Annotated in this window: 15 protein-coding genes and 1 pseudogene; 8 read left to right on the top strand and 8 right to left on the bottom strand. The window is 52.7% G+C overall.

Annotated features, from left to right (window positions below):
* Positions 1 to 275: 275 nt before the first annotated feature.
* The 5 genes and pseudogenes from KJA68_RS00675 to KJA68_RS10810 form a co-directional block, all read right to left on the bottom strand.
* Positions 276 to 1,511 (bottom strand): type II restriction endonuclease, encoded by a 1,236-nt coding sequence (locus KJA68_RS00675; RefSeq protein ID WP_213035000.1) that lies wholly within the window; start codon positions 1,509 to 1,511, stop codon positions 276 to 278.
* On the bottom strand, positions 1,508 to 1,954 hold the full coding sequence (locus tag KJA68_RS00670; RefSeq protein WP_213034999.1) for a very short patch repair endonuclease: 447 nt from the start codon (positions 1,952 to 1,954) through the stop codon (positions 1,508 to 1,510). Before KJA68_RS00670 ends, KJA68_RS00675 begins: the two co-directional genes overlap by 4 nt.
* Entirely contained in the window at positions 1,954 to 3,219 is a 1,266-nt protein-coding gene (gene dcm / locus KJA68_RS00665; RefSeq protein ID WP_213034998.1) for a DNA (cytosine-5-)-methyltransferase, read from the bottom strand. Before dcm ends, KJA68_RS00670 begins: the two co-directional genes overlap by 1 nt.
* 360 nt (positions 3,220 to 3,579) lie before the next feature.
* Positions 3,580 to 3,846 (bottom strand): hypothetical protein, encoded by a 267-nt coding sequence (locus KJA68_RS00660; protein WP_213034997.1) that lies wholly within the window; start codon positions 3,844 to 3,846, stop codon positions 3,580 to 3,582.
* Between the two features lie 38 nt (positions 3,847 to 3,884).
* A pseudogene (locus tag KJA68_RS10810) lies at positions 3,885 to 4,345 on the bottom strand (IS3 family transposase); the annotation flags it as partial.
* 106 nt (positions 4,346 to 4,451) lie between these two features.
* Here KJA68_RS10810 and KJA68_RS00645 point away from each other — a divergent pair.
* The 5 genes from KJA68_RS00645 (at position 4,452) to KJA68_RS00625 (ending at position 9,269) form a co-directional block, all read left to right on the top strand.
* A complete protein-coding gene (locus KJA68_RS00645) occupies positions 4,452 to 5,231 on the top strand; it encodes a C39 family peptidase (RefSeq protein ID WP_246487003.1) in 780 nt (259 codons plus the stop codon).
* Positions 5,209 to 6,681: a RimK family protein gene (locus tag KJA68_RS00640; protein WP_213034994.1), complete on the top strand. Its 1,473-nt coding sequence runs from the start codon at positions 5,209 to 5,211 to the stop codon at positions 6,679 to 6,681. The genes KJA68_RS00645 and KJA68_RS00640 overlap by 23 nt, the downstream gene beginning before the upstream one ends.
* On the top strand, positions 6,678 to 7,928 hold the full coding sequence (locus KJA68_RS00635; protein WP_213034993.1) for a carboxylate-amine ligase: 1,251 nt from the start codon (positions 6,678 to 6,680) through the stop codon (positions 7,926 to 7,928). Before KJA68_RS00640 ends, KJA68_RS00635 begins: the two co-directional genes overlap by 4 nt.
* The gene (locus KJA68_RS00630) at positions 7,921 to 8,622 is read left to right on the top strand and encodes an N-formylglutamate amidohydrolase (protein WP_213034992.1); all 702 of its coding nucleotides are present in this window, start codon (positions 7,921 to 7,923) and stop codon (positions 8,620 to 8,622) included. The genes KJA68_RS00635 and KJA68_RS00630 overlap by 8 nt, the downstream gene beginning before the upstream one ends.
* Before the next feature lie 236 nt (positions 8,623 to 8,858).
* Positions 8,859 to 9,269 carry a hypothetical protein gene (locus KJA68_RS00625; RefSeq protein WP_213034991.1) on the top strand — a complete coding sequence of 137 codons (411 nt, stop codon included), beginning with the start codon at positions 8,859 to 8,861 and terminating at the stop codon, positions 9,267 to 9,269.
* Positions 9,270 to 9,349: 80 nt separating this feature from the next.
* On the opposite strand, the gene KJA68_RS00620 is transcribed toward KJA68_RS00625, so the two are convergent.
* The gene (locus tag KJA68_RS00620) at positions 9,350 to 9,979 is read right to left on the bottom strand and encodes a carbonic anhydrase family protein (protein ID WP_213034990.1); all 630 of its coding nucleotides are present in this window, start codon (positions 9,977 to 9,979) and stop codon (positions 9,350 to 9,352) included.
* Positions 9,980 to 10,213: 234 nt separating this feature from the next.
* Here KJA68_RS00620 and KJA68_RS00615 point away from each other — a divergent pair, with 234 nt between their 5' ends.
* From KJA68_RS00615 to KJA68_RS00605, 3 genes are all read left to right on the top strand, one after another.
* Complete coding sequence (locus tag KJA68_RS00615; protein ID WP_213034989.1) at positions 10,214 to 10,648, top strand: cupin domain-containing protein; 435 nt, start codon at positions 10,214 to 10,216, stop codon at positions 10,646 to 10,648.
* Positions 10,649 to 10,699: 51 nt separating this feature from the next.
* Positions 10,700 to 11,401: a pirin family protein gene (locus KJA68_RS00610; RefSeq protein WP_213034988.1), complete on the top strand. Its 702-nt coding sequence runs from the start codon at positions 10,700 to 10,702 to the stop codon at positions 11,399 to 11,401.
* 164 nt (positions 11,402 to 11,565) lie between these two features.
* The gene (locus tag KJA68_RS00605) at positions 11,566 to 12,261 is read left to right on the top strand and encodes an SDR family oxidoreductase (RefSeq protein WP_213034987.1); all 696 of its coding nucleotides are present in this window, start codon (positions 11,566 to 11,568) and stop codon (positions 12,259 to 12,261) included.
* A 90-nt stretch (positions 12,262 to 12,351) separates the two neighbouring features.
* On the opposite strand, the gene KJA68_RS00600 is transcribed toward KJA68_RS00605, so the two are convergent.
* Together KJA68_RS00600 and KJA68_RS00595 are read right to left on the bottom strand one after the other, a co-directional pair.
* Positions 12,352 to 12,546: a hypothetical protein gene (locus tag KJA68_RS00600; RefSeq protein WP_213034882.1), complete on the bottom strand. Its 195-nt coding sequence runs from the start codon at positions 12,544 to 12,546 to the stop codon at positions 12,352 to 12,354.
* 63 nt (positions 12,547 to 12,609) lie between these two features.
* Complete coding sequence (locus KJA68_RS00595) at positions 12,610 to 13,056, bottom strand: hypothetical protein (RefSeq protein WP_213034986.1); 447 nt, start codon at positions 13,054 to 13,056, stop codon at positions 12,610 to 12,612.
* Positions 13,057 to 13,277: the final 221 nt, after the last annotated feature.

The following is a 13,277-nucleotide window of genomic DNA, read 5'->3' as shown; positions in this document are numbered from 1 at the left end:
TTTTGTGCAGCCGGATGACTTGCTTTCGCCTCTCGTGCAACTGTTCCAGCGTTTGGTATCGCGCGTCTTCTTTTTCCATGCCTGGTTGGAGATGCCGAATACTTAAAAGTTCAATCTTTATAAGGCCGGATCAATAGCTATATATGCTGTAAACTGAAACAAAGACAAAAAACGATCGACAACTCACCAAAACAGTAGGTACATTTTACTTGAACAAAGCTGAAGCCTCTCTTCAAAACGCAATAAAAATCATGCACCAAACCAAAGTTTGCCACTCACATATTCTGGCGTGTGCGTACTAGTTCCGTAAAACTGGCAACGTCCATTAACCATGCTTGCTGGGCTGGTGTATAGGTCTGGTGCAGACTGCGCGGCAACACAAGTTGCAACCGCTTTGCTGTCATTTCATCGGTCTGATGCGTAGAGATTGCTGTTTCCAGCGTCAACAGATGCTTAACATCAATTCGGTCTGCTTCGGCAAGAACCTGCCGCCAACGATCCTTGCAGGTTGATTTCACGCCAAGCATGGTCAATTTCAGCGAGTTGAATGCTGGATTATGATATTCAGTTACGCCGGGGAACAGAAAATCAGGTTTAGCCTTGTTTTCCGTTACGGCTGTTCGTGTATAGCTCAAGCCGTTTTCCTTAAACAATATTTCCAGATGATTTTCCAGGGCAAGACCAACACGGCTTTTACGTCGGTTTTGTACAGACAGGGAGAAAGACAGGAAACCATCAACATCGATCCCCCCGGTGCTCATCTCGCCGGTGAATCCTTGTGACAGCCGGTCGGCAATAAGGTAGCGTTCAAGTGTACGAAAAAGGATTTCCTCGCGCTCCATCCACGTCATAAGAACATGGTCTGGCTCTTCCTGCGGGGAAAGGTCTTTGAGTGTTGATCGCGCATAAGCAGAAAATTCACGGGTAGTCGGGAAGTACCCATTGAAACGAGAAAGCATGTCTTCCAGATAATTATCCTCGGAGGTTTCAACCGCAATGCCGATATTTTCCAGAATAAACCGCGAAGCAAACTCAATACGGTCCTGTTCCGTTTCCAGCTTGGACTTGACTGAGAAACCGGGGTGGGTCAAATCAGAAAAACCAAACAGCCATTCAATCTGCCGTCCAATGCTTGAACCATTCTCAGCAATGATGACAAGAAGGCCACCATCACGTTTTTTAGCGATCACAAGCAGGTCGCCTTCGCTGGCGTTCAGGGATACGTTCGTGGTCGGGAAGTACAGATGGTATTCCGGGGCACGTGGTTTACCTCTACGGCAATTGTAGAGCGTCAGGAACGCATCCTCCATGATGGGATCGTGATCATCATCGGTGAGATAGAGGAAACGGGCTGTCATTCTCATTTTTTCATCAGGGCTACCAAGGAATGCCTGCACCTTTTTTGTCGCATGGTATTCATGCTGGTTTGAACGTGTCTCGTCGGCCTCTACCGCGCTCAGTCTCTTGGCAGCGACCCCTTCAAAATACTCTGACAGATAACCTGGCTTCACTCCCTCACCTCGATCAATGGGGTATCACTACGAAGCCAGTCTGCAAGGCTCTGTGCTACTCCCTCGATATTTTTCCCAGCGCCACGCAGGACGCATTCCCACACGACGCCAACCCGCCAGCCACTTGCCAGCAAGGCTTCTCTGGCCCGGTTGTCGTTTTCCTGATTTCTTTTGATCTTTTCGCGCCAGAATTCCGGACGGCTTCGAGGCCACTTGAACAACGGGCAGTCGTGACCATGCCAGAAGCATCCATGAACAAATACTACCGCATGATAGCGAGGCAGGACGATGTCCGGCTTGCCTGGCAGGTCATGAACGTAAAGGCGAAACCGGAAGCCGTGACGGTGTAGTAGGCTGCGAATCAGGATTTCTGGCTTAGTGTCGCGCCCACGTATGCCGGACATCATCCGGCTACGTGTAACGTTGTCTACTACGTCAACCATCAGGCAAACAATGGCAGCGTAAACGGAATGCTCTCTCGTTCGTAAGCGATCAGCGCATGCACGTGTGGCATCATGATGCGTGCAACCTCCTGCATTACCGGCATAATTACACTATTGCCGAACTGGCGGTAAGCCTGCGTATCACTTACTGGTATTTGGAAAGAGTCGGGGAAACCCATCAGACGCGCGCATTCGCGGGGTGTCAGGCGGCGCGGCCGCTTGTTCTTGCCCTGCCATACAAGAATTTCTGACCCATCCTTGTAATACCGGGCGGACAGTGTGCGAGTAACGCTATCGGGGTAGACCATACCAAAGCCAAACCCGTTCCCGGCAGCGCGATGCTTTTCTGCATAGGCCTGCAGGTAAACCCACAAGTTAGGCGTCAACGTGTATCGCGGTTGCACGGTCCGCTTGCCGTGATCAAAAAATCGGCCGCTGTCCCACGGAATAACCGGCTCTGTGCCGTCGGTCTTGTGCAGGATTGACGCAAGACGTGGGCCTTCTGCCGGCAGCTTCAGGTCATCCCATAAGAAGCCGGTTTTTTCGCGGAAACCGATGATAATGATCCGTTCCCGGTGCTGCGGCGTAAAGTGCTGCCCGTCGATTACTTTAAAATGCACTTCATAACCCAGTTCGTCCCGGAGAATTTGCAGGATCACGTCGAAGGTGCGGCCCTTATCATGCGAAAGCAGGTTTTTGACGTTTTCCAGAAGGAACGCTTTGGGGCGCTTGGTGGCAATAATGCGGGCCACGTCAAAAAACAGTGTCCCTTGCGTAGTGCACTTGAAGCCATGTGGGCGACCCAGTGAATTTTTCTTGCTTACACCAGCAATACTGAACGGCTGACAGGGGAATCCGCCAAGTAATACGTCATGATCTGGTACATTTTCGGCCGGATACGGAACGATGTCGCCAACAAAGGGATGATGGTCACCATAATTTTCAATGTAAGTCTTTTTTGAAAACTCATTCCATTCGCTGGTAAAGACGCATTTTCCACCGTGGGCCTCAAAGCCCATGCGTATACCGCCAATACCGGCGAAAAGGTCAATGAAGCGGAAACTACGGCCACTTGGTGTTGTGCCGATAACAGGTTTCTGCAGGAGGTCTCGCAATGCGGATTCAAGCATCGCAGGGCACGGCGTTTCGCCTTTTTCCCATCGTCTTATGGTTTTGGTGTTTTTACCTACGTACTCGGCTATTTCGCGCTGCGTGAATCTATTTCGGGCCTGTTTCAGAAGTTCAAGCGGCTGGGCATGTATCATTTTTCTTTATCAGGGAATTTTTGCGGACATTATGACCTATATAATTCCTTTTGCCCAGGATTTTGTGAAAGCAATTTATTGTTCTAAGCTAGAAGCTATAATTTTTTAAAATCTTGATTAATCCAACAACGATGCAACCTCTCCCATATCCGGTGCACAGTAGACCGTCTATAAAATCCTCAAAATCTTATGTCCGCTGATCTTGGTCAAAGTCATCACATAGACTTTTGCAGCTCAGCCTGGGCCGAATGTCTCACTGAAAACGGCGCTATTCGATGAAAATGGCAATCTGGCAGGGAGGTAACTTACATGAATCTTCTCCTCCTCCCTTGATCCTTGCGTCCATTTGCCATACCCCCTTCAAACCCGCCCCAACCCCTCCCGCGGCTCCCGCAACATGGCATTCATGCTTCTGGCCATCGCACGAATATGTAGCTTCAAACTGTCCTTGAAAGCATTGCGTGACGATGCCGCCTTGCCTTCCGCTGTCCGTGCGCCGGTGGATTTATCCCACGGTTGCCATTGCCGGATTTTTCTGCCTGCCTTGCCAGCTGTTTGGGGGTCCAGTTCCTCGCTGCCATGCTTCACCTCTAATAGTTCGTTTGGCTGAATTTTAATTTTCCTCACGTGCGTGGCGACGGGGGAATCACTGGTTAGTTCGGGTGCGGGTTGTACCAGGCTTCAATCCATGCAAAGAAAGCATGACGTGCTTCCGTTCTGAATTTCCAGGGACGGCGGTCAATGAGTTCGCACTCAAGGCTTGCAAAGAAACTTTCCGCCATCGCGTTATCGTAGGCATCACCAACTGCCCCCATGGATGGCCTGACTCCCATTTCTTCACAGTGCTTGCCAAAGGCTACACTGGTGTATTGACTACCCCTGTCAGAATGATGAATGACTGACTGAGGTTTCTGGTCAATAGCGCTATATTGAGCGCCGCAATGACAAGGTCAGCTGTCATCCGTTCACTGAACGCCCAGCCTACAACCTTGCGGCTATACACATCGATGACCACCGCCAGGTAGACAAATCCAAACCATGTCGGAAGATACGTCGTGTCCGCAGCCCATAGCTGGTTGATCCCGAAAGCCAGAAATTTCCGGTTTACCAGATTCGGCGCAGAGCGCCTGCTCAACGCTGTGTGATCGCCTTGCTGTAAACAAAATAAATCACTTCTGTATCCTCCATTCTGAATCCGGCCGTGTTATCTTAACGGAACGAGGAATTGTATTGTGCGCGTACTGCGCGCGCTCGGTGCGGAGTGTCGCATGCTGCCAGTTACGTTGATTCTGCCTCTCCAGATCCAGCCGCAGCCGGATGAAACCACCTGCGGCCCTACCTGTCTGCATGCCATTTACCGCTACTGGGGCGAAAATGAAGAGCTTGGCGACATTATTGCTCGCACCCAAAAACTGGAGAAGGGGAGTGGCACCTTTGCCGTATTCCTGGCCTGTGATGCCTTGCGCAAGGGATACCAGGCCACCATTTACACGTACAATCTGATGGTTTTCGATCCTACCTGGTTCGATCCGGGAGTGGACATTGCGGAACGCTTGCGTCAGCAACAGGAGTTGAAAGACGACCCCCGGCTACGACATGCCACCAGCGGGTATCTGGAATTTCTCCAGCTGGGCGGGCGGTTGCTTCTTGCAGACCTCACCGGTCCGCTGATTCGCGGATTGCTGCGACGCGGGCTGCCCATTCTGTCCGGGTTGAGCTCTACCTATCTCTATCGCACGGTACGCGAATATGGTCCGAACGATCTTCCTGACGACTTGCGCGGCACGCCATCGGGACATTTTGTCGTGATCTCCGGATATGACCGAAATAACCGGAGTGTGCTGATATCCGATCCTTATGGCGCGCACCCGTATGGCCCGGTACGGAATTATTGGGTCAGCATCGACCGGGCGCTGGGTGCTGTCCTGCTGGGCATTGTCACTCATGACGCCAATCTTTTGATTATCCAGCCACGAGACGAGCCGCACCATGGACATCCTCATCGTAGTTGACACTCCCCGGGACTGGCCGCTTGCAATCCCCGGCGTCCAGCGGGTAACTGCACGCGCCTATCTTACCGATTCCTTATACGGTGCCGACCGCCCGTTCCGGGTATTCAACCTGTGCAGGTCCTACCGCTACCAGAGCCTGGGTTATTATGTTTCCCTGCTTGCCGAAGCGCGCGGCCACAAGCCGCTGCCCCGAGTGGGTACCATTGAAGACCTGCAGTCCCAGACACTGGTGAGGCATCTTACCGGGGATATGGATGCGCAGATCCAGCCGCTTCTGGCTCCTCTCGGGCCGGATGAATTCGAACTCGGCATCTATTTCGGCCGCAGCGTGGACAGCCGCTTTGACCGTATCAGCCTGCATCTTTTCCATTTGCTGCAGGCGCCGCTATTGCGCGCGCACTTTGAACGCAGGCATGGCCAATGGCATTTGCGCAGCATCCGGGCAATTTCCGGCAGCGATGTTCCGGCTGGCCACCAGGAATTTGCAATGCAGGCAGCAACCGCCTATTTCCTGGGGCGCAGGCAGCGAACGCGGAGGCGCCCCGTTCCGCGCTTTGATCTTGCCATCCTGCACGACCCTTCCAACCCAGAGCCGCCTTCCAATATCAGGGCGTTGCAGAAATTTGTAAAGGCCGCCGGGGAACTGGGAATGAGCACAGAGTTCATTACTTGTCCGGATATCGGGCGGTTACCCGAATTTGACGCATTGTTTATCCGCGATACGACCTACGTCAACCACTACACCTACCGTTTTTCGCGCCGGGCAATGGCAGAGGGGCTGGTCGTGATCGACGATCCGGACTCCATTTTGAAATGCAACAACAAGGTTTATCTGGCCGAACTGCTGGCACGGCATCACATTCCCACGCCGATGACGCTGCTGGTTCATCGCGGCAATATCAACCGGATTGTTCCCTTGCTGGGCCTGCCCTGCGTGCTCAAGCAGCCGGACAGTTCGTTCTCGCGCGGGGTGGTAAAAGTGGAAACGGAAGGGGAGCTGCTGCCAGCGGCAAACGCGCTGCTGGCGAAATCTGAGCTGATCATTGCCCAGCAATGGCTGCCCACCGAATTTGACTGGCGCGTAGGCATTCTCGACCAGCGCGTGCTGTTTGTGGCCAAGTATTTCTTTCCCCGGGGGCATTGGCAGATCATCAAGCGAGACAGCCAGCAGCACAAGCTGAGCGAAGGCGCCACGTTAGCCATCCCGGTGGATGAAGCGCCCGAAGATGTCGTCCGGTTTGCGCTTAAGTCAGCCAATCTGATCGGCGACGGTTTTTATGGCGTGGACATCAAGCAGGCGGGGAACCATTGCCATGTCATCGAGATTAATGACAATCCCAATGTGGATGCCGGCAACGAGGATGGAATCCTCAAGGACGCGCTCTATCGGGAAGTGATGGGTGTGTTCCTCAGGCGTATTGAAGCGCACAAGCTGGGTGTTTCGCGATGAGTGGGCCGCTTCATGCCTTTGCCGGGTATGGCATCGAGCTGGAATATATGATCGTGGACAGGCACACCCTGTCGGTATTGCCGGTTGCCGATAGGCTGCTGTACAGCATGGCCGGGGCCTGGGTGCCGGAGACTCGGCTTCAGCAGGGAAAACTTGGCTTGTCCAATGAACTGGTGATGCATCTCATTGAACTCAAGAATATCCGGCCGGAATCCGCTCTCAATCTCGAAGTTCTGTCTCCCTCTTTTCAGTCTGAAATCGGGCATGTCAATGAAATACTGAAACCCCTGAACGCCTGTCTGATGCCAACTGCGATGCACCCGTGGATGGTTCCGCATGCCGAAACGCGCCTGTGGCCGCATGATCATGCGGAGATATACCGGACTTACGACCGTATCTTCGACTGCAGGCGGCATGGCTGGTCCAATCTGCAAAGCATGCACCTCAACCTTCCGTTTTTTGACGATCAGGAGTTTGCGCGCCTGCATGCCGCCATCCGCCTGACACTGCCCATTCTTCCTGCGCTGGCGGCCAGTTCTCCGTTTGCGGAAGGCAGCAGCAGTGGTTTCCTGGATTACCGCATGGAAAATTACCGCCGGCACCAGTCGAGAGTACCCTCTACCATTGCAGAGGTGATCCCGGAGACCGCAGTGAGCCGTGCCGGGTATGACGCGCAGATCCTCCAGCCGATGTATCACGAAATCACCCCCCTGGATCCCGAGGGCATATTGAAGCATGAGTGGCTCAATGTGCGCGGTGCGGTTCCGCGTTTCGACCGGAACGCCATCGAGATTCGCATGCTCGACCTGCAGGAATGCCCGCTTGCCGATTGCGCCATTGCCGCTGTGGTCATTCATCTCATACGTGAGCTGTATGACGAAAAGCATTCTTTACTGGCCGAACAACAGCAGATAGCAACCGATGCCCTGGTTGCAATCATGCTGTCCTGCATCCGCGATGCCGAGCAGTCCTGCATTGACAATGTTGCCTACTTGCGCCTGATGGGGTTTCCCGGTAACCGCTGCACAGCCGGGGAGCTCTGGAACCACTTGGCTGCAACCCTGTGCAGGAGGGATGTCGGACAGCAGGAAGCATGGCAGGAAGCGCTGGACTGCATTCTGGAGCACGGCCCGCTTGCGCGCCGCATCCTGCGTGCGACCGGCGCGTCATGTACGCATTCCCGGCTGAAGGAGGTCTACCGCCAGCTCTGTGATTGTCTGGCCGAAGGCAGGATGTTCCATGGATAGGAAAGACCGGTTTCTCATTACCTGTGAACACGGCGGAAACCGCATTCCACAGCGCTATCGCCACTATTTTCTGGGCCATGAGGCGTTGCTGCAAACGCATCGCGGGTACGACCCGGGGGCACTGACCATGGCCCGCGAGTTGGCGCAGGCACTGGCCGCACCTTTTTTTTATTCCACCGTCAGCCGGCTGCTGATCGACCTGAATCGCTCCATCGGGCATCCCCGTCTGTATTCCGATGTGATGCGCAAAGCCTCCAGGCCGGATCGCAACCAGATTCTGGAGCAATATTACCTTCCCTACCGGCGCAAGGTCGAAGCTGCCGTTGAAGAAGCGGCAGGGCAGGGCAGACGAGTGATTCATATTGCCTCTCACAGCTTTACACCACAGCTCGATGGCGAAATACGCAATGCAGATATCGGCCTGCTGTATGACCCGCAGCGGCCGGAGGAAAAAGCAATCTGCCTGCGCTGGCAGGAGGCTTTGACGGCCGGTTCACAAAATTTCAGGGTACGCCGCAATTATCCCTATATTGGAAACTCGGATTGCCTGTGCAGCTATTTACGCCGGCGTTTTACCCCCGGGGAGTATGTGGGCATCGAGCTGGAAATCAACCAGCGGCATGCGCTTGCAGGGGGGCATTCCTGGCGTGCCTTGCGTGAAACCGTCCTGGGTGCGTTGCTTCAGGTCAGGTAGTCTCCTGTTTCTATTCCGTTCATTTTTCCATGCCGATGTTTTTTGCAGGGGGTTCGCAGGGCGCTCCGGGAAACATCAACTGTGGCGGGCACTGTGTATCCGTGGTGCAATGCGCTTATAATCGTTTTTTTCTCAGGTGAATGGAAAATGAAGTTCCCACCAGGGAATACTGGCGATTCTTGTCCGGATATTGGTTTCGGGCCTGATTCGCGCGAAACTGAACAGGAGGCATAGGTATGGCAGCAGGCTGGTTTTCGGTATTGAAATACGTTCCCTGGACGGAGGTGATCCACAACGCGCCGAAAGTTGCGGATGGCGCCAGGAAGCTCTGGGATGTTATTTCAGGAAAAGCAGCGCCGCAGGAAAATCCTTTCCCGGATATCGAGCCGGCAGTTTCGTCCGAACCACAGACCTTGGCTACACTGGAGGCCCGTATTATCCGGTTGGAAAAAGTAACGTCCGACATGCACCGCCAGATACTGGCGTCTTCCGAACTGATCAAGGCGCTGGCGGATCAGAACACGCAACTGGTCAGGCGCATCGAAACCAACCGAGTAAGGGTAGTCTGGTTAAGCGCAACCCTTGCAGTAGTGGCCATAGTGGCGCTGCTTGGTCTGATTCTGGTTTTCTGGTGGCATGGTAGCTGAGTTTATCTGCGATGGAGGCTAAACCAGGATCATCCGGGCTCCAGGCGAAAACCTGGCCATGAGCCCGGGAATCCTTTCAATTAGCTTTCGTAGAAATCAATATGTCCGGTGTGCAGGTCGTACATGGCTCCGACGATTCCGATCTGTTTCTGCTCCAGCATTTCTCGCAGTATTTCGCTCCGGCCTTTGATTTCTTCAATGACATTAAATACGTTGGCTTCGGCAACCTTGCTGACAAACTCCTCGTTTTTGGAATTCTGATCGGTTGCCTCTGGATCACGCACTTTCTCCACGACCGGCTTGATTTTGGCGAGCAGGTCGGTGAGCTTGCCCAGTTGCACGTCGTCACATGCGCCTTTGATGGCACCGCAACGGGTATGCCCCACAACCACGATGATTTTTGCCCCGCTGACTTTACAGGCAAACTCCATGCTGCCAATGATGTCGTCATTCAGGATATTTCCAGCAATCCGGATGCTGAACAGGTCTCCCAGACCCTGGTCGAAAATGAGTTCCGAAGAAGCCCGGGAATCGATGCAACTCAGGACTACGGCAAAGGGATACTGCCCATCATACGTTTCATTTAATTGCTGTAGCAGGTTACGGTTTATTTTAAGGTTTTTCATAAAGCGGGCATTCCCCGCCTTTAGAATCTGAAGTGCGATTTCCGGTGTAAGATGCTGCTGGATTTCTTTCGTTTGCGTTCTCATGCTAAAAATTCTCCCAGATAATTATTGACTGAACCAGTATGTGGAAAAAAGCGACTTTGCAAGGCATGAAATCACGGAAAAATTTGGGATGATTTGCAACGGGCCCCATAGCAGTTAACAGATTTAATACATTCTAACATATCAAAAATTGCGGTTTCTATATTGCAGTTGCGGACCGGACAGAAAAACGATGTGGTAGCATTAAAACCCGATTTTTTTCAGAGGAGGTGTATCTTGTCAAAATTGATTCAGTATGGCGCGGTGCTCCTGGCCTGTTTTTTGTTGCCACCCAGTGCCAGGGCGGAACAGGCTTATCCGACCCAGGATTTGCTGTCTACGCAGGTTACGGTAACCGGTGAAGAAATACGGTATCCAACCTCTGGGCCGGCCAGGGTAACGGTCAGTATTGTCACCATCCTGCCGGGTACAATTGCAAAAATTCATCGTCATCCAGTTCCGCTGGTCGGATACGTGCTGGAGGGGGAATTAACCGTGGATTATGGCAATCAGGGAAAAAAGACATTCCGCAAAGGCGATGCGCTGGTCGAGGCCTTGAACGTCCCGCACCGGGGTATGAATCTCGGCCAGGATATTGTTCGCATACTGGCCATTTATCTGGGTGCGGATGGGATTCCCAATGTTTTGCTGGAGGAAACGCCGCAGCCATAGCTGGCCGCATGCTGAACTGTTTTTCTATTCTATTCATCTATAGGAGGGGGCATGATAAGACTCAGAAAATCCGAAGAACGCGGTTACGCAGATCATGGCTGGCTGAAAAGTTATCATTCCTTTTCCTTCGCAAGCTACTACGACCCGGCGTTCAACGGCTGGGGCAATCTGCGCGTAATCAATGAAGACCGCATTGAGCCGGGTAGCGGGTTTGGCGAGCACAGCCACCGCAATATGGAAATCATCAGTTATGTCCTGTCCGGCGAACTGGCCCACCGTGACAGCATGGGCAATGTCAGTGGAATTCCTCCGGGAGACGTGCAGAGAATGAGTGCAGGGACAGGGGTCAGACATAGCGAATTCAACCATGCCCAGGGCAGGCAGACCCATTTCCTGCAAATCTGGATTCAGCCGGATCAGACGGATATCCCGCCTGGGTATGAACAGAAGACCATTCCGGAGGCCGAAAAGGTGGGGAAATTACGTTTGATTGCCTCTCGGGATGGAAGCATGAATTCCGTCCTGATCCATGCCGATGCCAGGCTGTATGTCGGCCTGTTTAATGGAAAGCAGACGGTCACGCTGGAGGTCCGGCCGGATCGAAAGGCCTATGTGCACCTGATTTGCGGAGAGCTGGAAGTCAATGGTTACGGGTTACACTCCGGCGATGCGCTTTTGATTGAGCGGGAGAACCAGATCCGGATTGAAAATGGAATTCAGGCGGAAGTGTTGGTATTTGATCTGGCTGCATAAACCCCAAAAGGTTGGCATTCCGGACCAGGTGCTGAGGCAGACTGGACAGACAACGTGTGTTTGATGGTGAAAAAATGAGCGTTATGCAAAATTTGCAATCATTGCAGGGCTGTTTCAGGAATTTCTGGCGGTGTTAAGAAATTACCGGATGAGCTGATATTTCCATGACCACCCGACTCATTGTCATTACCGGAGTGACCCGCGGTCTGGGACGCAGCATGGCTGAAGGGTTTATTCGTCTGGGTCATACGGTGCTGGGCTGCGGGCGGTCAGCGGTTGCGGTTGATGAACTGAATGTCATGTACGGGGACAAGGATCATCGATTTGATGTGGTGGACGTGGCCAACGACAGTGCGGTACAGGAATGGGCAAGAAGGTCTCTGGACAGGGCCGGTTCTCCCGATCTGCTGATCAACAATGCCGCGCTCGTCAATCAGAATGCGCCGCTCTGGCAAGTTCCGGCTGGTGAATTTTCTGCAGTTATTGATGTGAACATCAAGGGCGTTGCCAGTGTGATACGGCATTTTACCCCAGCCATGATAGCCAGGGGCAGGGGGGTGATCGTCAATTTCAGTTCTGGATGGGGACGTTCGGTAGATTCGGAAGTGGCACCCTACTGTGCTACCAAATGGGCGATAGAAGGATTGACTAAGGCGCTGGCACAGGAACTGCCTCAGGGGATGGCGGCAGTGCCGCTGAATCCGGGCATTATCAACACCGACATGCTGCGCATATCTTTCGGCTTACAGGCGCAGCATTTCCCGGAAGCCATGGAATGGGCGAACACGGCAGTTCCCTGGTTGCTTGGTCTCGGTCCTGAACACAATGGCCGATCACTGACAGTGGGCGACCGTTATTGAATTTGTAACCCCGCAAGCCGCAATGCACGGAATTCCAGTGATTTACCCTGCCAGAATTTCCGGTCTGGATGATCTGACTGCAAGGTACGTTTAGCGGTCACGAAAAATGTATACCATGATCCATGCGCCAATTGTCAATATCCAGGAGATTACCTGGGTCAGGGTCGATGGCTGGAATATTCCCATATAGAGTACCCCGGTAAATGCGCTGAGATTGATGGCAATCACCGAACATATCAGGTAGTAAACGCGAAACGACTTGAGCATGGCAGGTTTTCCTTTCAAACGATCTATAACCAAGCTGGATGATATATAGCCTGTCCTGACTGGCGTGCCCCAGAAAGAATTTTATTCCGGGGTGACATTCATTGGGCTTTCTTTCCGTTTTCTGCCGGGGAGCCTGTACACTCCTTTCATGATTTCTCCAATAATGCCGCCAAAGTTGGCCGATTCCACCACGAGGATGAGGCACAGACCCCAGTAGGCAAGAGGAATTCTGAAAAACAGGTCCACGTACTCATAGGAATCATCGAAGAAGGTCAGCTGGGCAAAGCTGATGGTGCGCACGAACAGCGGTGGCAGGCAGGCCAGCCATTTTCCGTGCCGGCCATAAATCAGGGAAACCACGACGCCTGCAATAAACGGCACGAGAAACACATCGATCACCCAAGGAAAAGTAAAGGTGGCAATTCCACGGTAGATTTCGATGTTGACGCCCAGTGCCATGTCGCCCAGATAGATCAACGCCATTCCGAACAGAACGGCAAATGATCCTTTCACATATTGTGAATTCATGGTTTTTCCTCCTTTCCGAATAGACCACGGGAATATTATAGTCTTTCCCCAGTTCAGGTTGCTTGCAAGACGATGCAATTTTTGATTTTTTCAGACATTCTGCTACAAAATAAAATGATCTCTGCTGTTAGGAATGCCATGGCAGAGATTGCGTGGGAATGCTGGTTTGGCGAAAATAGCATGACCCGTTTCTCATATGGGTAGCAAGGAATTTTAAAACA

Origin of the sequence: Candidatus Nitrotoga fabula, from assembly GCF_905221025.1 — a bacterium.
Lineage (GTDB): Bacteria > Pseudomonadota > Gammaproteobacteria > Burkholderiales > Gallionellaceae > Nitrotoga > Nitrotoga fabula.
Note: the sequence above shows the minus strand (reverse complement) of the source record. Positions and strands in the feature narration are given on the sequence as shown.